Annotated in this window: 24 protein-coding genes; 13 read left to right on the top strand and 11 right to left on the bottom strand. The window is 63.6% G+C overall.

The features are described 5' to 3' along the window. Nucleotides 1–85: 85 nt before the first annotated feature. A complete protein-coding gene (locus tag LUA85_RS00120; protein ID WP_231466294.1) occupies nucleotides 86–790 on the top strand; it encodes a DUF1013 domain-containing protein in 705 nt (234 codons plus the stop codon). 61 nt (nucleotides 791–851) lie between these two features. On the opposite strand, the gene LUA85_RS00115 is transcribed toward LUA85_RS00120, so the two are convergent. Continuing rightward, the gene (locus LUA85_RS00115; RefSeq protein ID WP_231466293.1) at nucleotides 852–1871 is read right to left on the bottom strand and encodes an NAD(P)H-quinone oxidoreductase; all 1020 of its coding nucleotides are present in this window, start codon (nucleotides 1869–1871) and stop codon (nucleotides 852–854) included. 93 nt (nucleotides 1872–1964) lie between these two features. Between LUA85_RS00115 and LUA85_RS00110 the strand changes: the two genes are divergently transcribed. The 7 genes from LUA85_RS00110 (at nucleotide 1965) to LUA85_RS00080 (ending at nucleotide 9207) form a co-directional block, all read left to right on the top strand. Then, nucleotides 1965–2183 carry a DUF1192 domain-containing protein gene (locus tag LUA85_RS00110; RefSeq protein WP_231466292.1) on the top strand — a complete coding sequence of 73 codons (219 nt, stop codon included), beginning with the start codon at nucleotides 1965–1967 and terminating at the stop codon, nucleotides 2181–2183. 204 nt (nucleotides 2184–2387) lie between these two features. Beyond that, nucleotides 2388–4751, top strand: a complete 2364-nt coding sequence (clpA, locus tag LUA85_RS00105) for an ATP-dependent Clp protease ATP-binding subunit ClpA (RefSeq protein ID WP_231466291.1) — start codon at nucleotides 2388–2390, stop codon at nucleotides 4749–4751. A gap of 296 nt (nucleotides 4752–5047) precedes the next feature. Next, a complete protein-coding gene (locus tag LUA85_RS00100; RefSeq protein WP_231466290.1) occupies nucleotides 5048–6055 on the top strand; it encodes a ligase-associated DNA damage response exonuclease in 1008 nt (335 codons plus the stop codon). A 108-nt stretch (nucleotides 6056–6163) separates the two neighbouring features. After that, nucleotides 6164–7759, top strand: a complete 1596-nt coding sequence (locus LUA85_RS00095; RefSeq protein ID WP_231466289.1) for a cisplatin damage response ATP-dependent DNA ligase — start codon at nucleotides 6164–6166, stop codon at nucleotides 7757–7759. 57 nt (nucleotides 7760–7816) lie between these two features. Further along, nucleotides 7817–8005 (top strand): hypothetical protein, encoded by a 189-nt coding sequence (locus tag LUA85_RS00090; RefSeq protein ID WP_231466288.1) that lies wholly within the window; start codon nucleotides 7817–7819, stop codon nucleotides 8003–8005. Nucleotides 8006–8076: 71 nt separating this feature from the next. Continuing rightward, a complete protein-coding gene (locus tag LUA85_RS00085) occupies nucleotides 8077–8481 on the top strand; it encodes a group II truncated hemoglobin (RefSeq protein ID WP_231466287.1) in 405 nt (134 codons plus the stop codon). Nucleotides 8482–8568: 87 nt separating this feature from the next. Next, entirely contained in the window at nucleotides 8569–9207 is a 639-nt protein-coding gene (locus LUA85_RS00080; RefSeq protein WP_231466286.1) for a YoaK family protein, read from the top strand. Here the strand turns inward: LUA85_RS00080 and LUA85_RS00075 are convergent. From LUA85_RS00075 to LUA85_RS00045, 7 genes are all read right to left on the bottom strand, one after another. Beyond that, nucleotides 9185–9472 (bottom strand): DUF167 domain-containing protein, encoded by a 288-nt coding sequence (locus LUA85_RS00075; RefSeq protein WP_231466285.1) that lies wholly within the window; start codon nucleotides 9470–9472, stop codon nucleotides 9185–9187. The genes LUA85_RS00080 and LUA85_RS00075 overlap by 23 nt on opposite strands. After that, entirely contained in the window at nucleotides 9453–10016 is a 564-nt protein-coding gene (locus LUA85_RS00070) for a gamma carbonic anhydrase family protein (protein ID WP_231466284.1), read from the bottom strand. The genes LUA85_RS00075 and LUA85_RS00070 overlap by 20 nt, the downstream gene beginning before the upstream one ends. 11 nt (nucleotides 10017–10027) lie before the next feature. Next, the gene (gene hemB / locus LUA85_RS00065) at nucleotides 10028–11020 is read right to left on the bottom strand and encodes a porphobilinogen synthase (RefSeq protein WP_231466283.1); all 993 of its coding nucleotides are present in this window, start codon (nucleotides 11018–11020) and stop codon (nucleotides 10028–10030) included. 36 nt (nucleotides 11021–11056) lie between these two features. After that, the gene (locus LUA85_RS00060) at nucleotides 11057–12622 is read right to left on the bottom strand and encodes a M23 family metallopeptidase (protein WP_231466282.1); all 1566 of its coding nucleotides are present in this window, start codon (nucleotides 12620–12622) and stop codon (nucleotides 11057–11059) included. Between the two features lie 70 nt (nucleotides 12623–12692). After that, the gene (locus tag LUA85_RS00055; protein ID WP_231466281.1) at nucleotides 12693–13376 is read right to left on the bottom strand and encodes a Fe2+-dependent dioxygenase; all 684 of its coding nucleotides are present in this window, start codon (nucleotides 13374–13376) and stop codon (nucleotides 12693–12695) included. A gap of 9 nt (nucleotides 13377–13385) precedes the next feature. Next, the gene (locus LUA85_RS00050; protein ID WP_231466280.1) at nucleotides 13386–14141 is read right to left on the bottom strand and encodes an energy transducer TonB; all 756 of its coding nucleotides are present in this window, start codon (nucleotides 14139–14141) and stop codon (nucleotides 13386–13388) included. A gap of 203 nt (nucleotides 14142–14344) precedes the next feature. Further along, entirely contained in the window at nucleotides 14345–16711 is a 2367-nt protein-coding gene (locus LUA85_RS00045; protein WP_231466279.1) for a TonB-dependent siderophore receptor, read from the bottom strand. A 340-nt stretch (nucleotides 16712–17051) separates the two neighbouring features. Here LUA85_RS00045 and LUA85_RS00040 point away from each other — a divergent pair, with 340 nt between their 5' ends. From LUA85_RS00040 to LUA85_RS00025, 4 genes are read left to right on the top strand one after another with little or no spacing between them, the layout of a single operon-like run. After that, complete coding sequence (locus LUA85_RS00040; protein ID WP_231471715.1) at nucleotides 17052–17705, top strand: PepSY-associated TM helix domain-containing protein; 654 nt, start codon at nucleotides 17052–17054, stop codon at nucleotides 17703–17705. Between the two features lie 25 nt (nucleotides 17706–17730). Beyond that, nucleotides 17731–18207, top strand: coding sequence for a DUF2271 domain-containing protein (locus LUA85_RS00035; protein WP_231466278.1), 477 nt, complete (start codon nucleotides 17731–17733; stop codon nucleotides 18205–18207). Nucleotides 18208–18248: 41 nt separating this feature from the next. Then, on the top strand, nucleotides 18249–19169 hold the full coding sequence (locus LUA85_RS00030; RefSeq protein ID WP_231466277.1) for a DUF4198 domain-containing protein: 921 nt from the start codon (nucleotides 18249–18251) through the stop codon (nucleotides 19167–19169). Then, nucleotides 19166–20152, top strand: a complete 987-nt coding sequence (locus LUA85_RS00025; RefSeq protein ID WP_231466276.1) for an FAD:protein FMN transferase — start codon at nucleotides 19166–19168, stop codon at nucleotides 20150–20152. The genes LUA85_RS00030 and LUA85_RS00025 overlap by 4 nt, the downstream gene beginning before the upstream one ends. 256 nt (nucleotides 20153–20408) lie before the next feature. Here the strand turns inward: LUA85_RS00025 and LUA85_RS00020 are convergent, their stop codons facing one another. After that, nucleotides 20409–20921, bottom strand: coding sequence for a hypothetical protein (locus LUA85_RS00020; protein WP_231466275.1), 513 nt, complete (start codon nucleotides 20919–20921; stop codon nucleotides 20409–20411). A 156-nt stretch (nucleotides 20922–21077) separates the two neighbouring features. Between LUA85_RS00020 and LUA85_RS00015 the strand changes: the two genes are divergently transcribed. After that, nucleotides 21078–22178 carry an alpha-hydroxy acid oxidase gene (locus LUA85_RS00015; protein ID WP_231466274.1) on the top strand — a complete coding sequence of 367 codons (1101 nt, stop codon included), beginning with the start codon at nucleotides 21078–21080 and terminating at the stop codon, nucleotides 22176–22178. A gap of 62 nt (nucleotides 22179–22240) precedes the next feature. On the opposite strand, the gene ftsH is transcribed toward LUA85_RS00015, so the two are convergent. Both ftsH and LUA85_RS00005 read right to left on the bottom strand, forming a co-directional pair. Beyond that, nucleotides 22241–24175 carry an ATP-dependent zinc metalloprotease FtsH gene (gene ftsH / locus LUA85_RS00010; protein ID WP_231466273.1) on the bottom strand — a complete coding sequence of 645 codons (1935 nt, stop codon included), beginning with the start codon at nucleotides 24173–24175 and terminating at the stop codon, nucleotides 22241–22243. 82 nt (nucleotides 24176–24257) lie between these two features. Beyond that, nucleotides 24258–24813, bottom strand: a 556-nt coding sequence (locus tag LUA85_RS00005) for an ATP-binding protein (protein WP_305799981.1), incomplete at its 5' end; no start/stop codon positions are given.

Below are 24813 nucleotides of genomic sequence, written 5' to 3'. Positions count from 1 at the left end.
AAGCAAGGCCGCTCCGCAAGGGGCGGCCCTTATTGTATCCGCCTTTTCGGCACGCCTTTGCGTGTGCCCTTTCCGGGAGACCGCCGTGAGCACCCAGCCCACGTATCCGCTGATGCCGCATGCGACCGCGTCGTGGCTCGTCGACAATACCGCGCTGACTTTCGAGCAGATTTCGGAATTCTGCGGACTGCACATCCTTGAAGTGCAGGCCATGGCCGACGATCTCGCCGGGCAGAAGTATACCGGGCGCGATCCGCTCCATTCGGGCGAACTCAACCAGGCCGAAATCGACAAGGGCCAGGCCAACCCCGAATACAAGCTGAAGATGCAGCGTGCGCCGATCTCGGTCAGCCGCACCAAAGGCCCGCGCTATACCCCCGTATCGAAGCGGCAGGACAAGCCCGATGGCATCGCGTGGATCCTGCGCAATCACCCCGAAGTGTCGGACGCACAGATCGGCAAGCTGATCGGCACCACCCGCACCACCATCGCCGCGATCCGCGATCGCAGCCACTGGAACATCAGCAACATCAATCCGAAAGACCCGGTCACGCTGGGTCTGTGTTCGCAGCGCGAACTCGATGCGCTGGTGGCCAAGGCCGCGAAGAAGGCAGGCTTTGAAGACAACGGCGAAGCCGCGATCCGTCTCGGCACTGACCGCGACGCCCTGATCGAGGAACTGCGCGCCGAACGTCAGGCCCACACCAAGGCTGCTTCGGAAGCCGCGCAGGAAGCCGAAGCTGCGGCATGGCTCGCCGCCCGCCGCGCCGAAGGGCTGTCAGACAGCTGATTCGCGGGTCTTATGCTTACTAATGAAAATGGCCGCCCCACACCGGGCGGCCTTTTTCGTATCAGCCCACTTTCAGCACGATCTTGCCGACGTGGGCACCCTGCTCCATCCGGGTGTGTGCGGCAGCAGCTTCGGCAAGGGGGAAGCACTGGTCCATGACCGGGCGCAGTTCTCCCGCAGCGATGATCGGCCACACGGTTTCGCGGATTTCCTCCGCCAGTGCGGCCTTGAACGCTTTCGAGCGCGGGCGCAGCGTCGATCCGGTCAGCGTCAGGCGGCGACGCATGACTTCGGCCATGTTGATTTCCGCGCGCACACCGCCCTGCACCGCGATCGTCACATGGCGGCCATCGTCGGCCAGACATTTGAGATTGCGCGCAACATAATCTCCCGCGACCATGTCGAGCACCATCTCCACGCCCTTGCCTTCCGTGATCCGGGCCACTTCCTCGACGAAATCGGCAGTCTTGTAATCGATCGCATGGGCCGCGCCGATTTCCAGCGCCTGCGCGCATTTCTCGGCCCCGCCACACGTGGCGATGACGGTCACGTCGAACAGCTTGCCCAGGAGAATCGCCATCGAACCGATGCCGCTGGTGCCGCCATGGACGAGAATCGTCTCCCCGCCAGCGACCATGCCGCGCTCGAACACGTTGTGCCAAACGGTGAACAGCGTTTCGGGAATCGCCGCGGCTTCCGCCAAAGGAATATCGCCCGCGTCGAAACATTGCGCGGCTTCGGCAAGGCAATATTCGGCGTAGCCCCCGCCCGCCACCAGCGCGCAGACGCTCTGCCCGATGAAGGGCACGATCACGCCCTCGCCCATCGCCACCACCTGCCCGGCAATCTCCAGACCTGGCAGTGGCGAGGCATCGGCGGGCGGCGGATAGAACCCCTGCCGCTGGATCACATCGGGGCGATTGACCCCGGCATAGGCGACCTTCACCAGAACCTGTCCCGGTCCCGGTTGCGGCACCGCCACGCTCTGCGGCCGCAGCACTTCTGGACCTCCCGGCACGTCCCAGCCCATGGCCGTCATCGTCGCGGGAATGGCGGTCATCACGGCAGCCTCATGTTTCATCGAATACCAATTCAGCATCGCTAGCCTACGCAAGGCGTTGACAGCAAGCCACGGACAGGCACATTGTGCACTGCGAAGGAGAAAGACGGGTCAATGGACTTCGACGAGCGCCCCCGCCCGAAAGGCGATCTGGCCAGCCAGCTGGCAAGCGAGGTGCTCGACCCGTTTTCGCATCAGGAACTGAACGAGCGCATCCGCCTGCTCGAACTGGAAATCGCCCGGACCGTGGCCCATCGCGACAAGGCCAGCGCGCACCGCGTGGCTGCCGACGCCCTCTTTCGAACGCCTTCCCCTTCAGGCACCACAAGTTGACGCGCGCCGCCCTTCCTTTTGCCGGGCGGCCATCCCATATTGCAATCATTGCCCCTGTCCGGCCAGAATCCGGTTTCTTGCAGGCATCTGTTATCGCACCCAGGCGTGGTTTAGCCCCGGTTAATCACGCTCGTGCACTCTCTCTTTGCGGGTTCTCGCCGGCCTGCAGAGGGAACCCACCGGCGCAAGCCAGAAAGTAGACCTATGCCCAGTTTCGCACAGAGCCTCGAAAAAACGCTGCATACCGCGCTCGCCAACGCGTCCGAGCGCAGCCACGAGTACGCGACGCTGGAGCATCTGCTGCTGGCGCTGATCGACGATGCCGATGCGGCGCAAGTCATGCAGGCTTGCGGCGTTGATCTGGGGGACCTCGGCGATGTGGTGCGCCAGTACCTCGATCAGGAATACCAGTCGCTCAAGACGCAGGAAAAGGCCGATCCACAGCCGACTGCCGGGTTCCAGCGGGTAATCCAGCGCGCCATCCTGCACGTGCAGTCATCGGGCAAGGACACCGTGACCGGGGCCAACGTACTGGTCGCGCTGTTTTCCGAACGCGATTCCTACGCGGTCTATTTCCTCCAGCAGCAGGACATGAGTCGGCTGGATGCGGTCAGCTTCATCAGTCACGGCATCGGCAAGGGCGGTCGCCAGGCCGATGGCCGGACTGCCAAGGGCGCGGAGGAAGAGGCGCCCAAGCAGCAGGAAGAAAAGACTGATGCCAAGGGCCAGAAGAAGGAAACCGCGCTTGACCAGTTTTGCGTAAATCTCAACGAGAAAGCGCTGAGCGGCAAGGTCGATCCGCTGATCGGCCGTGGTCCAGAAGTGGATCGCACGATCCAGATCCTGTGCCGCCGTTCGAAGAACAACCCGCTCTACGTGGGCGATCCGGGCGTGGGCAAGACCGCTATCGCCGAAGGTCTTGCGCGCAAGATCGTCGAAGGCGAAGTGCCCGAAGTGCTGTCCGAAGCGGTGATCTATTCGCTCGACATGGGCAGCCTCCTGGCCGGAACGCGCTATCGCGGTGACTTCGAAGAACGCCTCAAGCAGGTCGTCTCGGAACTCGAAAAGATGCCGCACGCGGTGCTGTTCATCGACGAGATTCACACCGTGATCGGGGCCGGCGCCACCAGCGGCGGCGCGATGGATGCATCGAACCTGCTCAAGCCCGCGCTTTCGGGCGGGACGATTCGCTGCATCGGTTCGACCACGTACAAGGAATTCCGCAATCACTTCGAAAAGGACCGCGCCCTGCTGCGCCGGTTCCAGAAGATCGACGTGAATGAACCGACGATCGAGGATACGATCAAGATCCTCAAAGGTCTGCGCACCGCATTCGAGGACCATCACAAGGTCAAGTACACCCCCGATGCGATCAAGACAGCGGTCGAGCTTTCGGCGCGCTACATCAATGACCGCAAGCTGCCCGACAAGGCGATCGACGTGATCGACGAAGTGGGCGCGATGCAGATGCTGGTGCCGCCGAACAAGCGCAAGAAGACGATCACCGCGCGCGAGATCGAACAGGTGATCGCCACGATGGCGCGAATCCCGCCCAAATCGGTGTCGAGCGACGACAAGAAGGTGCTCGAACATCTTGAGCGCGATCTCAAGCGGCTCGTGTTCGGGCAGGACAAGGCCATCGAGGTGCTGTCCAGCGCGATGAAGCTCAGCCGTGCAGGGCTTCGCGATGCCGACAAGCCCATCGGCTCGTTCCTGTTCAGCGGTCCGACCGGCGTCGGCAAGACCGAAGTCGCGCGCAGCCTTGCCCAGATCATGGGCATCCCGCTGCAACGCTTCGACATGTCCGAATATATGGAGCGCCACTCGGTCAGCCGACTGATCGGTGCGCCTCCGGGCTATGTCGGGTTCGATCAGGGCGGCCTCCTCACCGATGCCATCGATCAGCAGCCGCATTGCGTGCTGTTGCTTGATGAAATCGAAAAGGCGCACCCCGACCTGTTCAACATCCTGCTGCAGGTGATGGACAACGGGCGGCTGACCGACCACCACGGCAAGACGGTCGATTTCCGCAACGTGGTGCTGATCATGACCACGAATGCGGGCGCATCGGACATGGCGCGGCAGGGCATCGGCTTTGGCGATGTTTCGAAGGCCGATGCGGGCGATGAAGCGGTGAAGAAGATGTTCACCCCCGAATTCCGCAACCGCCTCGATGCGATCGTGCCGTTTGCCTATCTGGTGCCCGAAGTGGTCAGCCGCGTGGTCGACAAGTTCGTGCTCCAGCTCGAACTGCAACTGGCCGATCAGAACGTCCACATCCAGTTCGATGCGGATGCGCGGGCATGGCTGGCGCGCAAGGGCTATGACAAGCTCTATGGCGCAAGGCCGATGGCCCGGCTGATTCAGGACAAGGTGAAGAAGCCGCTGGCCGAGGAACTGCTGTTCGGCAAGCTGGCCAATGGCGGCGAAGTCCACGTCAGCCTGAAGGAAGATGCCCTCTCCTTCGAACTGACCCCGGCCGCGCCCAAGCTGGTCAAGAAAAAGGCCAGGAAGGGCAAGGCCGGTTCCGCCGCAACGGAAGAGCCGAACACCGACGAAGCCGAATAAGCTTCCGCCAAGCCGCAAAAGATCAAGGCCTGCCCCAAGGGTGGGCCTTTTTCTTGGTGATTATGTTGTTTGCAAATACAGCGGTCGTAAACCCACCCCCCGCCCCTCCCTTTACGGAGGGGAGCGAGACTTATTGAGCCGTCAGGCGAAATTAGTCGCAGCGGGGAGGGTGTGCTGCGCCCGTGGTTGCAAGCGACACAACCGCCTATTTATTGTGGCGACCAAAGTTGCGCCGCGCAACTTCACGGCATGAAGGGCACTGGAACCGCGCAGGGCATCCGGCCATTGTCCGAACGATGGCACCGCCCTTCTCCTGGCTGAAACCCGAACCCTTCGGGCTTCACGTTGTCCCTGCCGACGCGTGGATCGATCCGGCGAGCCCGGTGGACACCGCGCTGGTCACTCACGGCCACGCCGATCACGCGCGCGGTGGACACGGCCTCACCGTCGCCACGCCCGAAACGCTGGCGATCATGGCGCTGCGCTATGGTGTACAGGAATCGGGCGCGCAGCCCGTGGCCTATGGCGAGACGGTTACGCTGAAAGGCGGGGTGTGCGCCACCTATGTCCCCGCAGGCCACGTCCTCGGCTCCGCGCAGATCCTGCTCGAACACGCCGGTGAGCGCGTGATCGTGACCGGCGATTACAAGCGCCGAGCGGACCCCACCTGCCCGCCGTTCGAAGTGACGCCCTGCGATGTATTCGTGACCGAGGCGACATTTGGCCTTCCCGTATTCAGGCATCCGCCGATTGCCGAAGAAATGGCCAAACTGCTTGCTGCGCGCGAGAACGATGCGGGACGCTGCGTTCTGGTAGGGGCCTATGCGCTGGGCAAGGCGCAGCGGGTGATCGCTGAACTGCGCGCCGCAGGATACTCCGACACGATCTGGCTGCACGGCGCAATGGAGCGGATGTGCCGGTTGTACGAAGATCATGGCGTCGACCTTGGCGATCTGAAAGCGGTGGCGGGTGTGCCGAAAGGCGCACTGGAAAACGCTATCGTGGTGTGCCCGCCGTCCGCACTCAATGACCGCTGGAGCCGTCGCCTGCCCGACCCCGTCACCGCCATGGCATCGGGCTGGATGCGGGTGCGGCAGCGCGCCCGCCAGCGCAATGTCGAACTGCCGCTGATCATTTCCGATCATGCCGACTGGGACGAATTGACCGCGACGATAGCGCAAGTGAAACCCGCCGAAACGTGGATCACGCATGGCCGCGAGGAGGCCCTGCTGCGCTGGTGCGAACTCACGCAGCGCAAGGCCAGGGCGCTGGCGCTGGTGGGATATGAAGATGAGGATGATTGAGGCTTTGGCCACGACAGCGCGGGTGCATCGACAGGCCCGGCATGAGCGGGCCTTGTCCCTGGTTCCTACCCCCCCTGTCGAAGGCTGCGCGCTTCGGGTGCCCGCCTGATGAAGCGCTTTGCCGCCCTGCTCGATGCGCTCGTGCTCACGCCTTCACGCAACGCCAAGCTCGCGCTGCTGGCCACCTATCTGCGCGATACGCCTGACCCGGACCGGGGCTGGGCACTGGCGGCGCTGACCGATGGACTGGACTTCCCCGCCGTCAAGGCCGGCACCATCCGCGCACTGATGGCCGCGCGCGTCGATCCGGTGCTGTGGACGTTGAGCCGCGATTACGTGGGCGATACAGCCGAAACCGCCAGCCTGCTCTGGCCGGAACCGCTGGGCGCAACGCTTCCAGCCCCCACGGTGGCCGAGGTGGTCGAAACCCTGCACGCCACCACTCGCGCCACCGCACCGGGCATTCTCGGCGAATTGCTCGACCGGCTCGACGTCAACGGCCGTTACGCGTTGCTCAAGCTGGCGACAGGAGCGATGCGTATCGGCATTTCCGCGCGCCTTGCCAAAGTGGCGTTCGCACAGGCGTTTGGCGTCCGCGTGGAGGATGTGGAGGAGTACTGGCACGGGCAATCGCCGCCCTACCTGCCGCTGTTCGCATGGGCAGCAAATGATGCGCCGCCGCCGCGCACCGATCTTCTGCCGCTGTTCCGACCGTTCATGCTGGCGCACCCGCTGGAGGCGGCAAGTGTGGATCTTGCCGACTATGCTGCGGAATGGAAGTGGGACGGCATCCGTGTGCAGATCGTCCATGTGGCGGGCGAAACGCGGGTCTATTCCCGCAGCGGCGACGACATTTCCGCCACCTTCCCGGAAGTGACCGCCGCGATGACCGCGCCCGGTGTGCTCGATGGCGAACTGCTGGTACGCGGCATGCATCAAGGTGGCGAGGAGGGTGGGGCAGCCAGTTTCAACGCATTGCAGCAGCGGCTGGGACGCAAGACCGTATCAAAGGCCATGCTCCGCGATTTTCCGGCGTTCGTCCGCCTCTACGACGTGCTGATCGATGGCGCCGAGGATGTGCGCGAATGGGCGTGGGAGCAGCGCCGCACCCGGCTGGAAGCTCTGGTGCCGCAGCTTGATCCAGAGCGGTTCGACCTTTCCCAGGTGATCGAGGCGCGGGATTTCGAGCAGCTTGCCGAAATCCGTGCCCGCGCGCGCGACGATGCCATTGAGGGCGTGATGCTGAAGCGGCGCGACAGTCCTTATGTGGCGGGCAGACGGACCGGACTGTGGTACAAGTGGAAGCGCGATCCGCTGCTGATCGATTGCGTGTTGATGTATGCACAACGCGGGTCAGGCAAACGCTCGTCGTTCTATTCGGATTTCACCTTCGGCTGCTGGAACGGCGATCCCGATGAGGGTGCGGAACTGCTGCCGGTGGGCAAGGCCTATTTCGGCTTCACTGACGAAGAACTGAAATGGCTCGACCGGCACGTTCGGCAGAACACCGTGGCCAGGTTTGGCCCGGTGCGCGAGACGGACAAGTCGCTGGTGCTCGAAGTCGCGTTCGATTCGGTCCATGCCAGCAAGCGCCACAAATCTGGCGTAGCCATGCGCTTTCCCCGGATCAGCCGCATTCGCGCAGACAAACCCGCGCACGAGGCAGACCGGCTTGAAACATTGAAAGCGCTTGTCGTGCCCTGACGGGAACCGCTGGCCGATGGCAAAGGTTATGCGGTAAATTGCAGGGAGAGAACGACAATGGGCAACCTCATCCTCGCCTTGCCCGCGGCGTTACTGGGCAAACTGGCATGGACATCGATCCGCACGGGCAGCGAATGGACGCGCTACAGGCAGTGGGATGCTGTCGTAACCAATATCGCCATCGGCGCAGTGTGCGGCGGAATTGCGACCGCACTGGCTGCAAAGGCGGTGCCGGGGCGGGATTGACCGGGGTCAAATCATCTCGCCTGATTCGCGTCTAGGCACAAGGCTCCCGATCCCACCGCCGGAGCAATGCCTTGACTACCGATACTGCCGAAGCGCCTGCTGCCTCGCCATATGAACGCATTGGCGGGATTGCCATCCTGCGCCAGATCACGGACCGTTTCTATGATCTGATGGATCAGGACGCGTCGTATGCGGCATTGCGGGCGATGCACGCGCCGGATCTTTCGCCGATGCGCGAATCGCTGCCGAATTTCCTTGCCGGATGGGCAGGCGGCCCGCGCCAGTGGTTCGATGCAAATCCTGGCAAGTGCATGATGTCGATGCACAAGCCCTTCCCGATCACGCGCGAAACCGCCCGCCAGTGGGCCGATGCCATGCAACGCGCGATTGCCGATGTGGCCCCGGCCGATGCAGAAATCGCCAAGGCGCTGTCCGATGTGCTGGTGCAAATGGCCAGGGGCATGGCGCGGGATTGATACTGCGCCTTCGCGGTCCCTGCGCTTGGCCGGATACGAACGGATATTGCGTTTGGTATCTGATCTGCATCGGGTAATCCTTTTCGCATGATCCACTACGACCGCCAGCGCCGCCGCTTTGCCATCGCGCTGGCGGCGCTCGCCGGATTCGTCGATGCGGTCGGGTTCCTGTCAGCGGACGGCTATTTCGTGTCGTTCATGTCGGGCAATTCGACACGGCTCGGCGTCTCGCTCGGCACCGACCCTGTCCGAGCGATGATGCCCGCGGTGCTCATCGCAGGGTTTCTTTGCGGCGTTACGGGCGGCGCGCTGCTTTCGCGCGGGGCCGGTCCTTGGCGCAAGCCCGCGGTTCTGGCATTGGTGGCGCTGATGCTGCTGGCCGCAGCAACCGGACGCTTGCTTGGCCTGCCGATCCTGATGCTCGGCGGCATGGTCGTGGCGATGGGCGCGCTCAACAACACCTTCCAGCGTGGCGGTGAAGTAACCGTCGGGCTGACTTATATGACCGGCGCACTGGTCAAGCTGGGACAGGGTCTTGCCAACGCATTGGCAGGCCAGCCCAACAGCGGCTGGACATCATGGGCGGGATTATGGGGTGGATTGTTGGCCGGTGCGATAATGGGCGCGTTCCTGCAAGACCGCCTGCCCATGGGCTGCCTGTGGCTGGCAGCGGCATATTGTGCAGCAATGATCGCGGTCGCCTTCAGGCTCCCGGCGGAATCCTGAACAGCTTTTCGCGCGAAGTTGCGCCGCGCAACATTTCCACTTTCGATGGCGCGACGCCGAGCGCCTGTGCCAGAAGCCCAAGAACGGCAGCGCTTGCCTTGCCATCTTCCGGCTTCGACCGCACTTTCACCAGCACACGTCCATCGACGATATCGACACCCTCGCTGCGCGCGCCGGGCGTTACCCGCACCGCCAGCCGCCCATCGCGATCGATCAGCGCGCGCAATTCTGCCACGGCAGGAAGATCAGGCTTCGGGCGCGCCAAGAACCGCCGCCTTGTGCGCGCGCCCGTTGTGCACGTAATGCTGCACACCTTGCTGCATGTCTTCCAGTGCAGCATCGGTCAGGTCCCGCATGTAGGCCGCAGGGCGCCCGCCCCACAACTGGCGCGCGCCGATGCGCTTTCCGCTGGTCAGCATTGCACCCGCCGCCAGCATGCCGTCGCTCTCGATCACGGCGCCGCTCATCACGATGGCACCAAGACCGATGAAGCCGCGATCCTCGATCACGCAGCCGTGCACCATCGCCAGATGGCCCACCAGCACGTCCTCACCCAGAATCGTGGGAAAGCCCGCCGGATGCTTTGGATTGGCGCTGTCGCAATGAATGACCGACCCATCCTGCACATTGCTGCGCGCGCCGATACGGATGAAGTTCACATCAGCCCGGATCACGCAGTTATACCAGATGGAAACGTCCGGCCCGATCTCGACATCGCCGATGATCCGGCACCCCGGCGCGATGAACGCGGATTCGTGAATGCGCGGAGCCTTGCCGTTCAACGTGATGATCGAAACATCAGGATGCATGCGATTCGTCCTCACGCGCCCAGCAGGCGGGCGGCATGCGCGGCATGGTATGTGAGCACACCCGAACAGCCCGCGCGCTTGAATGCCACCAGCGTTTCCAGCACCATGGCATCGCGATCCGCCGCACCCGCCGCCACCGCTGCTTCGATCATCGCGTATTCGCCGCTTACCTGATAGGCGAATACCGGCACCCCGAACGCCTGCTTCACCCGTATCGCGATATCGAGGTATGGCAGGCCCGGCTTGACCATCACGCTGTCAGCGCCCTCGGCCAGGTCCATCTCGACCTCGCGCAGCGCTTCTTCGGCGTTGGCAGGGTCCATCTGGTAGGTCTTCTTGTCGCCTTTCAGCAACCCGCGTGATCCCACTGCGTCGCGGAACGGGCCATAGAATGCCGAGGCATATTTGGCGGCATAGGCCATGATCTGGACGTTGACGTGGCCCTCACCCTCCAGCGCCTCGCGGATCGCCGCAATGCGACCGTCCATCATGTCGGACGGGGCGATGATGTCCGCCCCGGCGGCGGCCTGATTCAGGCTCTGGCCGACCAGCACTTCGACCGTGGCATCGTTCAGCACATAGCCCGCTTCGTCGATCAGCCCATCCTGCCCGTGGCTGGTATAGGGATCGAGCGCAACATCGGTCAGCACCCCGATGTCATCGCCGCAGGCCTGCTTGATCGCGCGGATGGCGCGGCACATCAGGTTATCGGGATTGAGCGCTTCGGCTCCATCCGTACTGCGACGGTCGGCCTGGGTATTGGGAAACAGCGCCAGGCAAGGAATGCCAAGCGATACCGCTTCTTTCGCGCGGGCGACGATGCCATCGACCGACCAGCGCGAGACGCCCGGCAACGAGGCGATGGGGTCTTCGACGCCTTGCCCTTCGGTGACGAACAGCGGCCAGATCAGGTCTGCGGGCGTAACGAGCACTTCGCGGTGCATCGCCCGGCTCCACGACGTGGAACGGGTGCGGCGCAGGCGGGTATGGGGAAAGCTGGACATGACCGATGGCCTAGCGCCTGCAAACCGCACTCGCAATCACCGGATCGCGGTATTGGCCTTGAGTGCCGTAATCTGCGCAAGCTTCGAACGGAACGCTGCCAGTTGTACGGGATCGACTTCAGCGCGGCGGGTGATCGCCCCAATCGACAGCGGGTTCACCGTCTGGCCATTGCGATACATCTCGTAATGCAGATGCGGGCCGGTCGAAAGCCCGGTCGAGCCGACATAGCCGATCACCTGCCCGCGCCGCACCGCCATGCCGGGGCTGACCGCAATCCGGCTCATGTGCCCGTATCCGGTGCCGATGCCGCCGCCATGATCCAGCCGCACGTAATTGCCATGGCCGCCATGCCATCCGGCAAATGACACGCGCCCATCCGTGGTCGCATAGATCGGTGCGCCCCAGCCTGCGCCGAAATCGACGCCCGCATGCATCCGCATATAGCCAAGGATCGGATGGCGGCGCGCGCCATAGTTCGATGTGATCCGCCCGTTGACCGGCGCGCCGAAGGCTCCGCTGGTCTCCTGCGCGCCCTGCGCCATGCCCTGCGGCGAATAGAATGCGCCGTCGCTGCCCCAGCGCAGCAATTGCAGCACAGGCTTGCCCGCGCGCACGATGCCCGCATAAACAAGGTCGCCCGGTTGCTGTTCGCCCGTGGTGGCGCGGCGGTTGGAATAGACGAGATCGAATTCATCGCCCGGCGCGATCTCCTCGAACGCCATGTGCTGGTCGATTGCGCGCAGATAGTCCTGCACGGTGGAAGGTGGCGCGCCAGCCGCGCGGGCCGAGCGATAGAGGCTGCCACCCACGATGCCGCGAACGCGCATGGGTGCTGTAGCGACGGCGATGGCATTGGAAGCCAGCGTCAGTCCGCCGCCACTGCGACGGATATCCAGCGCAAGATCGAAGCGGGGACGGAACGAAAGCTGCTCCAGCGGGCGTGGCTGGGCGGGCGACGTGCGCGCACCAAGCCGGATCGCGAAGCGTGTGCCGGCTGCAATCGCGCCGGGTTTTACCTGTGTGGTAACCAGATCGAGCACGCGGACGATGTCTGCACTGGCAAGCCCCGCCCGCTGCAGCATGCGCGGGAAACTGTCGCCCGTGCCAAGCGTGGCGGCAAGATCGATACTTGGTCGCTCCGGCGCGGTAGCGAGCGGAATCACCGCTGCGGTCGCAATCATGTGGCGGCCGTTGTCGGCGCCGAAAGCCAGCGGGCGCAATCCCTGGACACGCAATTCATCGCGCGCGGCGTCGTCGAGCACGGTCGTCGGCGCAGCGCTGAGTGGCGCGAAGCTGGGCCACAGGAGAACCGCGGCCGCGCCAAGCGCGAGCATCGTGCCGAAGCCGCGAAACCATCGCGCGCTGCCGATGTCCTCGGCCAGATCGGGCACCAGATCGCGTTTGGCAAACCAGCGCTCGATCCCGGTGCGGACGGCATTCCAATGTAGCGCGATACCGGCCCAGCGCGGTGCAATACCGGGAAGGCGCAGGCCTGGCCGTGAGGGTGCAACAGGCGCGCGCAGGGGTGCTGTTCGCAGGCCGAAGCGCTGCGCGCCGCCTGGACCGGCAAAGGCCATCATCTGGTCTTGAGGTGTGAACACGTCCCGTCCTGTACCCTGTTGCGCACCGGACTGCACGTTCAAGGTTAATGTTCGGTGAAATCCCCCTGCATCAGCATTCCGTCCAGTGGCGCAGCAGGTTGTGGTAAACCCCGGTCAGGCGGACGATCGAAGGATCGTCCTGCCCGACCCTGGACGCCAGCGTCTGGATCGACTGGTCCAGATCAAGCAGGCTGTTCCGCGCCCCTTCGTCGCGCACCATCGACTGGATCCAGAAGAAGCTCGCCACGCGGCGTCCGCGCGTTACCGGCTGCACCATGTGCAGCGAGGATGACGGATAAAGCACCGCATCACCTGCCGCCAGCTTGACCGTCTGCACCCCGAAGCGGGTCTCCACGGTCAGTTCGCCACCGTCGTAATCTTCGGGGTTTTCGAGGAATACGGTCATCGACAGGTCTGACCGGACGCGCCAGTCCGTGCCCGCCCGGACGCGCACGGCGTTGTCGACATGCAGGCCATAAGTCTGGCCGCCGGAATAGCTGTTGAACATCGGCGGATATATCCGGTGCGGCAAGGCAGCGGCAATGAACAGCGGGTTGCGCGACAGGCAGCCCAGCACGATCTGCGCGCCCCGACGCGCGGCTTCGCAATCTTCGGGCAATTGCAGGTTGTGCTTCACCAGCCTGGCCTGATGACCGGACGTGGCATTGCCATCGGTCCAGTCACCGGCATCGATGATGGCGCGCAAGGAGCGGACCTCTTGCAAGTCCATCAAAGCAGGGATTTGCAACAGCATCCGAAGCGGTCAGGCGGATTTGAGCACGAACGGAATCTCGACCATTCCCTTGACCTTGACCGGCGCGCCGTCGCGGGTCGTCGGCTGCCAGCGCCAGCGCCGCACGGCGGAAAGCGCCGCGTGATCGAGCCGTGCAAAACCGCTGCTGCGGGCGACAGAGATAGTTTCCACTGCGCCGTCGATACCCAGAATCAGCAGGAGTTCGACCGTGCCCTGTTCCTTGTTGCGGCGGCTTTCCACCGGATAGCGCGGCGGGCTGCCTGCCACCATGCGTGTGCCCAGCGAATCGGAACTGACCATCGATGGCGGAGCGGGCGGCGCAGGCGGGGCAGGAGGAGCAGGGGGGGCCGTGATGGAGGCCGTCTGGATCTGCGGTTCTGCGTCGGCAATGGCGAGAACCAGCGGTTGCGGCACTTGTACGGCAAGCTGGATCGGCGGCGGCTGTATTTTCGTTTCGAGCTGTTGCTGGCGGGGTGTTTCGGGCTGCGAAGCTGGCGGCGGCGCGGCAGGCGGCGTCAGGTTGACGGCAACGAACGTGTCTTCCTGCTTTGCCGCTGCCTGATAACCCAGACTGAGCAGCACCGGCACCAGCAGCAGGTGAACGCCGATGGCCAGGGCCAGCCCGCCGAACCCGGTCGTCTTTCCTTCGCCGTAACGACCGCCGGAAGGGGCGCGCCCCCGCGCAATCACGGCGGAACGCGCCGGTTCTTCCGGCATTCCGTCATGGCAGTGGGCCGCAACGAAGGTTTCGTGTTCCAGAAACATGCCGCACTCCAACTGCGAATCGATGGCAAAAGCAAGTGCTATTTGCAACGTATTCGCATTATACGAAATTGACCGGCATCAATTCCACCGCATCGTTCGACATATTCAGGCCCTCCTCAGGCGAGCCAGCCTCAAACAGGAAGGCCGCGCCACATGCGCGGCGCGGCCCCCTCGATCAGCCTGGTCTGACAATCACGCGCCCATCAAAAGCTGTAGCTCAGGCTGAACACGGCCGAGCGACCTTCGCCGGGCGTGGCCCAGCCATTGTTGCGGATGCCGGTGAAATACTTCTTGTTGGTGAGGTTCTGGACATTGACCTGCGCCGTCAGGCCGTTGTCAAAGTTCCAGGCCACATAGGCGCGGTGCGTCAGCCAGTCGTCCGATTTGTAGATGGCGGCGTTCGTCGCATTGGTCAGCAGGAAGCTGCCCTGATACGTCAGGCCATAACCCACCTGCAAGCCGAACGGGAACTGATAGGTGGTGAACAGGCTGCCCGAATGCCTGGGCGTCTGCGTCAGCGGGTTGCCAGCCTGCACGTCGGACGTGGCGCAAGTGATGGCCGTGCCGCCGGTGGGCGTAAACGTCGCGCCGGGGTTGGCAAGGCAATAGTCCGAAACCGACTGGAGCACTTCGCTGTCGAGGTAGGTGTAGTTGGCGAAGATCGTCCAGTTGTCGGTGATCTTGCCCGATGCCCCCAGCGCCACGCCATCCACGCGGCTGCGACCATCGAGCACGTTGAGTGTGCCGATCAGCGGATCGTTGCTGGCGACCGGGTAATTGGTGCGTTCGTTGCGGAACAGCGCAGCGGTAAGCTGCAGGCGGCCGCCTGAAAGATCGACCTTGCCGCCGATTTCATAATTCACCGCTTCCTGCGGCGCGACCGAGCACGGATCGAGATTCAGGTTCTGCGCCGAGGCAAGGCCGCAGCCGGTGCGGACGGTGCTGGACGTGGGCGTCTTGCTGTTGCCATAGGCAGCATAGAGGCTGGCATTGGCGGCAGGCTTGAATACCGCGCCGATGCGGTAGCTGAACAGGTTGTCGTCACTGATCTGGTCTGCGCCCGTGGTGACCTGGCCGAACGTGGCCCCGGCCGTGCCAGAAACGGTATCGGCGCGGAACCTGGCCCGGTTGTTTTCCCAGCGGATGCCTCCGTTCAGTTCGAACATGTCCGACAGCTTGATCGCATCGAACAGGTACAGCGCGATGTTGCGGGTATCGCCGGTCTGGCGCGCTGTCTCGATGAAGTTCACCGGGCCGCCGTAGAGGGCCGCCGGGTTGGAAATGCTCATCGCCGGGAGCGTTGGATTCGGCGTGACACCGCCTGGGTTGCGAAGCGAGTTGCCGCTCGAAAGGAAGTAATCCTCCTGCGAATAGGCAGCGCCCAGCGTCATGGTGTGTTCGATCCCGCCGGTATTGAACACCGCGCGCAGATCGAGCTGGTTATACATCATCTGCGTATCGGTCAGGCGCGTGGTGCCCCGCGGACCGGAGGGATAGTAGGTGTTTGGGCTCTGGCTCGACGCGCAGGCCGTGGCTGCGCCGGTGGCATTGGCGAGCGTTCCATCGGCAAGGCAGTATGCACCCTGCGGCGGGTTCACGATCGTATCGGCCTGAATCTTCTGCCAGCGGGTAAGATTGCGGACCGATACCCTGTCGTTGAATTCGTGTTCGAAGATGCCGGTGACGATGTCGATCGTCTGGTCCTGCCGGTCGACATCCTGATAACCGTAATAGGCGCTGTAATCCGCGCCGGGCAGCAAGCCGCCATAGACCGCGTAGTATGGTACGCCGTAAACGGGCGTGTTTTCATCTTCCTGATGCGTGTATTGCACGGTGAAGCGGGTAGGCTGGCCGATGCCGAAGGTGACGGATGGTGCAACGCCCCAGCGTTCGGCCTTTTCAACATCGCGCGCCGGCACGTCGTTGCGATGAACCATGGCATTGAGACGCACGGCAACAGTGTCTGACAGGCGCACATTGCTGTCGATGGTTCCGCGATAATACTCGTCGGTGCCGATGCCGGCGTTGACCACGGTAAGCGTTTCGGCCTTGGGGCGCTTGGTGATCAGATTGATCGAGCCGCTGATCGAGCCGGACCCCGCATAGACCGAGTTCGAGCCGTTGACGACTTCGAGTTGTTCGAGGTTGAACGTATCCGAACGGTTGTATTGCGCGCTGTCGCGCACACCGTCGATCTGGATATCAGTATTGGCGCTCTGGCCGCGCAGGTTGATGCTGTCGCCATAGCCGCCACCGCCTTCGCCCGCACCGAATGTGATGCCGGGAATGGTTGCCAGCGCGTCGCGCAGGGTCAGCAGGTTCTGCTGACGCATCGTCGTATTGCTGATGACCGTGATCGTCTGGGGCGTGTCCAGCAGCGGACGCGTGTACTTGGGCGATTCGGCCGTTTCGACCTTGATCTGGCCCTCTTCGATTGCCGTATCGGTAACCGTCATGCCGCCAAGGCGCTGGTTTCCTTCAGCGTCCTGCGCCTGTGCCGGGCCGGTGAAGCTCATCGCGCCAACGCAGCTCAAGGCCAGGAGTGACGGGATGGATCGCGAAACTGTCATGTATTCCCCCATTTGCAGAAAGGCGCTGCGACGCGGTAATGATGGTCAGCTATTGCGAGTCACTCGCAATGTCAATCGTCGCGTCGTCTTTTGCGAAACACATTCAATTGCACAAGGAGGGAGCAAGCAATCGGATGCCACTGATCTACATTGATTTTATGCGCCACCGCCAAGACAAGGCTAATCACTCTTGATTTTCAATCGCAATAAGGTGATAGCGTGGACATTGTCAGCGGTTGCGCAAAGTGGTCCGGGATATAAATTGAAGATCGTCGAAACCATTCTGCCCCGCGAAACGGCTCAAGGAAGTGCACCGGCAACGGGCGACGGCACGGATGCTGTGGCGGCACAGCCGGCGCGCAGCAGATCCAGATCCCGCCAACCCACGGCAAAGCAGTTCTGGCTGAAGCAGCTCCATTCCTGGCACTGGATCAGCGCGGCGATATCGCTGGCGGGCATGTTCGTGTTTTCCATTACGGGGATCACGCTGAACCACGCCGCCACGATCGGGGCAGACCCGAAAGTGGTGGCGGGCAGCGCAACGCTTCCGCCTTCGCTGCGGGGCCTGCTGGCGCGGGCACCTGCTGCGGACAACGCGCCCTTGCCCCTGCAAGTGGCAACGCAAGTCCGTTCGCTGGTCGGTGTCGATGCGGGCAACGTCCCGGCAGAGTGGTCCGATACCGAAGTCTATGTCGCCGTGCCCGGACCCGGCAGCGATGCCTGGGTCAGCATTGACCGTGCCAGCGGGACGATCACGTCAGAGCGCACGGATCGCGGGTGGGTTTCATTTTTCAATGACCTGCACAAGGGCCGCAACACCGGCACCGCATGGTTCTGGCTGATCGACGTGCTCGCCGTGGCCTGCGTCGTTTTCACCTTCACCGGCATGTTGCTGCTCCAGCTTCATGCCAGACACCGCCCCTCCACGTGGCCACTGGTGGGCCTTGGCACCGCCGTACCGCTCATCATCATCCTTGCGTTCATGCACTTCTGAAATTCCGACCCTGAGGACCTCCGCAATGAAGAAAAGCCTTGTTCTGGTGGCGAGCGTCATCGCTGCACCAGCCTCTGCCGGGACGATCACGGTAACGATCCCGCGCATCAACGTGGCCGAATACCACGTGCCCTACCTTGCCGCGTGGATCGAACCTGCGGGCGGCGGACAGGCGCGCACGCTGGCAGTGTGGTACGATGTCGACAAGGTCGGCAACGAACCGGGCACGAAATGGCTCGCGGACCTGCGCACATGGTGGCGCAAGGGCGGTCGCAGCCTGAAGCTGCCCGCCAATGGCGTAAGCGGCGCCACCCGCGCACCCGGCGCACACCGCATCGCCATCCCCGCCAATGTCGCGCCGGGGAGCTACACCCTGTTCGTTGAAGCAGCGCGCGAAGATGGCGGGCGCGAACTGGTCTCTGTCCCGCTCACCCTGCCCAACGGCACGGCCAGGGCCGGCGGCAAGACCGAACTGGGCGCCATCGTTGTTTCCGCCCGCTGATTTTCAACCGACCCGCTGAGTTTCAACCGAAAGGTCAAACCATGATCCGCAAGTCCCTTCTGCTTGCCGCCGCCGTCGGCCTTGCCGCGCCAGCCAGCGCACACAATGCCTGGCTGCTCCCCTCTACCACCGTACTGTCCGACACCGTCCAGAGCGTGACCGTGGACATGGGCGCGTCTACCGCTCCTTTCGAGGCGAATCATCAGCCTTTGCCGGTGGAAAGCATCAGGATCTGGGCACCCGATGGCACGATGGGCAAGGTCGAGAACCCTGCCCGTGGCCGCTATCGCTCCACGTTCGACGTGAAGATCGACAAGCCAGGCACCTGGCGCATCGGCATGGAAAACAGCGGTATTTCAGGAACCTTCAAGGTCAATGGCGAAAGCTGGATGGTCGGCCGCCGTCGCGGTCCTGCGCCTGCTGCGGGAACACCGCAGGGCGCGCCTCCTGCCGCCGCCGGTGCACCGCCTGCCGGTCCTGCTGGCGGCCCCGGCGGACGCCCCCGGATCGATCCGGCACATATCGTCGCCACGGTCGATGAAATCCCGGCAGGAGCCACCGACCTTGACCTGACCGAGACCATGGGACGCAACGAATTCTTCGTCACCGCGGGCGAACCGGGCGGTACGCTGTTCAAGCCCGCAGGCAAGGGTCTGGAATTCGTGCCGGTTACGCTGCCTACCGATCTTGTCTCGAACGAACCTGGGCAGTTCCGCTTCCTTGTCGATGGCAAGCCCGCAGCGGGGCTTGAAGTGGAAGTGATTCCCGGCGGCCGCCGCTATCGCGAAGCCGATCAGACACAGAAGCTCAGGACCGATGCGCAGGGATTGCTCACGGTCAACTGGACAGGGGCGGGCTTCTACTGGCTCAACGCCAGCATGAATGACGACAAGCCCTCGCACCCGAAAGCCACCAAGCGCCGCCTGTCCTACACCGCGACGCTCGAAGTGCTCGCTCCGTGAAGCAGACCGCTCCGGCACCGCGCATTGCGGTGCCGGACATTATCGGTGCCGAAGCGCTGCGGGGCTTGGATCCCGAAGTGCCGGTGGTCACCGCATCAGGCGATGCGATGGGCACGACCTGGCAGGTCGCCGCTGCCATCCCCACCACAACCGGGCTTGATCGCGCAGCATTGACCGCCCTTGTCCAGACCAGGCTTGACCGGATCGTGGCCCAGATGAGCCACTGGGACCCTGCCTCGCACTTGTGCCGCTTCAATCGTGCTGCGGCGGGCAGCCTCATCATCCTGCCCCCTGATTTCGCATATGTCATGACCTGTGCTTTGCGCATCGCGGCAATGTCGGGCGGCGCTTTCGATCCGGCGCAAGGCCGCCTTACCGATGCCTGGGGCCTGGGTCCGCGCAAGACACACCGTCCGCCCGATGCTGCGCAACTGGCCGAGGCAATGCACCGTTCAGGCTGGCGAAAGCTCGCCTTCGATCCGCAAGGTCGCGCGCTGCGCCAGCCGGGCGGGCTGTGGCTCGACCTGTCCGGCATTGCCAAGGGGTTTGCCGCCGACGCCGTCGCTGACACTCTGGCCGGGCGCGGGATTTTCCATGCACTGGTAGAAGTGGGGGGCGAATGCGTCGGGCGGGGCATGCGCCCCGATGGTGATCCGTGGTGGGTGGACATCGAGGCACCGCAGGGTTTGGTGCTATTGCCCTTGCGCGTGGCCCTCCACCAGCTGGCGATCGCCACATCGGGCGATTACCTGCGCGGCGCGCACACGCTCGATCCGGCAAGCGGGCACCCTGCCATCCACGAGACGACCTCGGTGACCGTAATACATCGCACCTGCATGGAAGCCGACGCCTGGGCCACAGCGCTCAGCGTCATGCCACCGGCACAGGCGCAGGCCATGGCGCAAGAGCATGCGCTGGTTGCGCGGCTGGTAACGCGTGACGGCACCGAATGGCTCAGCCCCGCACTTCAGGCGATGCTCTGACCCTGCATCGCGCCCGATACCCGTCGGTACTATATGGTGCGTTTGCGGCAGGCAGTGTGCTCATGCTCGGCCTGGCCGCATGACCGTCACGCCCCCCCCCCCCCCGCCACCCGTCTTGCCGTGGGTCTGACACGACTCTACGGCAAGGCACACGCCGATCAGAAGAACTGATTGCGCAAGCTGAGGGTCACCGTGCGGCCCAGCGGATCGCGATAGGCCGGCAGATAGGCGAACGGTGTCGCCCCGGTTTCGTCGGTCACTTTCTGACGGCTGTCCGGAAAAAGGCGTCGCCCTGCGTCGTGATCCGGTCCCGCCCTTCTACTGTGACAGCGCGAAACCGCTGGCGCAGCACGACGTTGAGAACCTTCTGGCTGGCGGAATAGCCATAGCGCAAAGCCACTTCTTCGGAGAGGATTTCAGCGCGCTGGATCGCCTCGGCCGGGATCGATGCAATCTCGCGAAAGCTTGAAATGCGCCGCCCTTCGAGCAGGACCACTGGCTCGCCGCCGCGCGTACTGATGAGATAGCTCGACAATTCGGACAGGAGTTCGCTGATCGAACCGAGTCCCAGCGAACGGATATCACCGCCGTTGAAGGCCAGTTCCGGCTCTGCATCGCCCATCACGCTGCCGTGCGGGCGCTGCCCCGCGACGACAATCTCTTCCTCATCGGCCTGCCCGGTTGGCGCAGCCTGATCCTGCGCCCATGCGGACGAAAGCGGCAGACTGACCGACGAACACAACGCGATCATCCGCAACGCAGTTTTCATGGTTCCCTCATTCATGGCAGGCAAAGTCGGCGGCCCTTGCCATCCGATGTTGCAAATCATTATCGTTCGACGCATCCCTAGGCGCCGCCGCGGCTTGGTTCACTTGGAAGTTGGTCGCAAATTGTCACACAATGTCCGTCCGGGAAGGACCCCCCCATGTTGCCGCCGCTAACGCAAATTCCGCCCGAAATCGCGGCGCTTGGCGATTACGAGCGGTTTGCGCGCGAACGGATCGCGCCTGCCAGTTGGGCTTATCTTGATAGCGGCGCGGGCGATGAATGGACCATGCGCGAAAATATCGCCGCCTTTGCCAGGCTGCCGTTGCGCCCGCGCCTACTGCGTTCGATGCAAGGGGCCTCGACCGCGCTCAACCTGTTCGGATGCGATCTTGTCGCGCCGATCCTCATTGCGCCAACGGCCTTTCACGCGCTGGCTCATCCCGATGCCGAACTGGCCACCGTCATGGCCGCCGGGGCAACCGGAACCTGCATGGTCGTCAGCACACAGGCGAGCCTGCTGCTGGAAGACGTTGCCAGCGCTGCCGCTGGCCCGTTGTGGTTTCAACTCTATATCCAGCCGGACCGCGATTTTACCGAAGGCCTTGTCGCGCGGGCGGAGGCTGCCGGATACCGCGCGCTGGTGATTACCGTGGACGCCCCGGTCAACGGCGTACGCAATGCCGAGGCGCGCGCAGGCTTTGCCTTGCCACCGCATGTGCGGGCGGTGAACCTCGACGGGATGCGCCTGCCCGCCGCCGGAGCGCCGGGGACGCTGTTGTTCGGCACGCCATTGCTGGAAAGCATTCCCGACTGGTCGGCGATTGCCTGGCTGCGCGAACGCACCCGGTTGCCGATCATCCTCAAGGGCATCGTCGATCCCGAAGATGCGCGCCGCGCCATCGATTTCGGCGCGGACGGTATCATCGTTTCCAATCACGGCGGGCGGGCGCTGGACGGCATCCCCGCTGCAATCGATCTGCTGCCTGATGTGGCCAACGCCGTGGCAAGGCAGGTGCCCGTGCTGATGGACGGCGGTGTCCGGCGCGGCATCGATGTTCTGCGCGCGCAGGCACTGGGGGCCGACGCCGTGTTGATCGGACGGCCGATCCTTCACGCGCTGGCAACCGCCGGTGCATTGGGCGTGGCCCACGCCCTGAGAGTGCTGATGGCCGAATTCGAGCTGGCGATGGCACTTACCGGCTGCCGGACGCTCGCGGACATCGACGCAGGCTGCCTCGCGCCCGCACCGCGCCGATAGCCGGAAAGCAGGAAGGCGGGAGTTCCCCCCCGCCCTCTCGCACATTCATCACTGGCTCACGGTCAGGCGGGTTGCGGACTGGCCGATCCGCCGAACTTCCTGCCAGCGCGCGGCACTGCCGAACCCTGCGCAGCGACCGGGCGAGCCGGGCCGCCGGGATTCTGCGGACGGTCGATCTTGCCGCTTTCGATCAGGGTCTTGATCTCGTCCCCGGTCAGCGTTTCATATTCGAGCAGCGCTTGTGCCAGCAAGTGCAGCTTGTCTTCACTGTCCCTGAGGATCTGCGTGGCGCGCGTGTGTGCGCCTTCGACAAGATTGCGGATTTCGCTGTCGATCAGCTTGTTCGTGTCCGCCGAATTCATCGTGCGCTGCGAACCGCCGTAGCCGAGGTAGCCTTCCTGCGATTCTTCGTACTGGAGCGGGCCGAGTTTTTCCGACATGCCCCATTTGGTGACCATGTTGCGCGCAAGGCTGGTGGCGTACTGGATATCCGACGAAGCACCCGACGAAACCTTGTCATGCCCGAAGATCAATTCTTCGGCCACGCGCCCGCCCATCGAAACCGAAAGGTTCGCGTGCATCTTGTCGCGGTGATAGGAATAGCTGTCGCGTTCCGGCAGGCGCATCACCATGCCCAGCGCGCGACCGCGCGGGATGATCGTGGCCTTGTGGATGGGGTCGGACGCCGGTTCGTTGACCGAGACGATCGCGTGGCCAGCCTCGTGATAGGCGGTCATCTTCTTTTCGTCGTCGGTCATCACCATCGAGCGGCGCTCCGCACCCATCATCACCTTGTCCTTGGCGTCCTCGAACTCCTGCATCGCGACAAGACGCTTGTTGCGGCGCGCGGCCAGCAGGGCGGCTTCGTTGACGAGGTTGGCAAGATCCGCGCCCGAAAAGCCCGGCGTACCGCGCGCGATGGTGCGGGGGTTGACGTCTGGCGCCAGCGGCACCTTCTTCATGTGGACCGAAAGGATCTTTTCGCGGCCTTCGATGTCCGGGATCGGCACCACCACCTGACGGTCGAAACGGCCGGGACGCAGCAGCGCAGGATCGAGCACGTCGGGGCGGTTGGTCGCCGCGATGATGATGATGCCTTCATTGGCCTCGAATCCGTCCATCTCGACCAGCAACTGGTTGAGCGTCTGTTCGCGTTCGTCGTTCGAATTTCCAAGGCCATGGCCACGGTGACGGCCGACCGCGTCGATTTCGTCGATGAACACAATGCACGGCGCATTCTTCTTGGCCTGTTCGAACATATCGCGCACACGGCTGGCACCGACGCCGACGAACATTTCCACAAAGTCCGAACCGGAGATGGTAAAGAACGGCACACCCGCTTCACCCGCGATCGCGCGGGCGAGCAGGGTCTTGCCGGTGCCGGGGCTGCCGACCAGCAGCGCGCCCTTGGGAATCTGGCCGCCAAGCTTCGAAAAGCGCGTGGGATCGCGCAGGAACTCGACGATTTCCTCCAGCTCTTCGCGTGCCTCGTCAATTCCGGCAACGTCATCGAACGTGACCTTGCCCGAACGCTCGGTCAGCAGCTTGGCCTTGGATTTGCCGAAGCCCATCGCGCCGGAACCGCCACCCTTCTGCACCTGGCGCAACGCGAAGAACGCAACACCCAAAATCAGCAGGAACGGCAGCGAATTGACGAGGATATACATCAGCATGTTGGGCTGCTCGGCCGCCTTGCCCGCATACTGAACGCCATTGTCCTGCAGCAGCTTGGGCAGATCCGAATCGCCCGGCACCGGAACGGTGGCAAACTGGCCGCCGTTCTTGAGCGTACCACTGATCCGGTCCGGCGCGATCTCCACCGACCTGACGAGACCTTCGCTGACCTGGCTGCGGAAGGCCGAATAAGGAATCGTCGTGGCCGCCTGGTCCGCGCGCGGCCCAAACATCGAGACCACCAGCAACAGCGCAAGGAAAATGCCGCCCCATACGAGGAGACTCTTGATCCATGGGTTACCCTGCGGCTGATCGTCGTTCATCGAAAGTCTTTCCGAATTCGCGCCTTGTGTGGCGCTGCACGGACCAATGTAGGTTCGGCCCGGTGAATCGCAATATAACGCATCATCCGTTTTTGGGCGACCTGTCCCGCAGGACCGTGCGTCGTTCCGGCGCGCGTGTGAAACGCCATGGCCCGGCGCGGGCATCGCCCTTGATTCCGCCCAAAGTGGAAACGCCACCGGCCCGCAGGATTTCAAGCCAGCGGGCGAGTTCCGGGCCACGCGGAAAGGCCACACCAAATGCCGCGAGAATGCGCTCCAGAACGCGCAGAGCCAGGGTGTACGGAAGATCAGGAGAAGCGTTCCACGTGAAACCCTTTTTGCCCTGCGCAACGTCTTTCCAAATGACATCGGTAGCCCATTCCAGCGCCGCGTCGGCATCGGCAAGGTAGCTGGCACTGGTGGTAAAGGCTTTGGCATCAAGGGAATTCGTTGACGTCATGACCGCGCGGATGCGGACGCGTTCATAAGCATGATCGTGGTTCGAGGGATCGTCTGCCGCACAAATCCCGGCTTGTTCGACGATTCGCGCCAGATCGGACCTGCGCCAGGTGAGCAGCGGGCGAAGCAGGGTCAGGCTGGTGTCTGGGGAGTACGGCAGGGGCGCTACCGATCGCATC

Source organism: Novosphingobium sp. CECT 9465, from assembly GCF_920987055.1.
Lineage (GTDB): Bacteria > Pseudomonadota > Alphaproteobacteria > Sphingomonadales > Sphingomonadaceae > Novosphingobium.
This window is presented reverse-complemented; position numbering and strand designations above follow the sequence as displayed.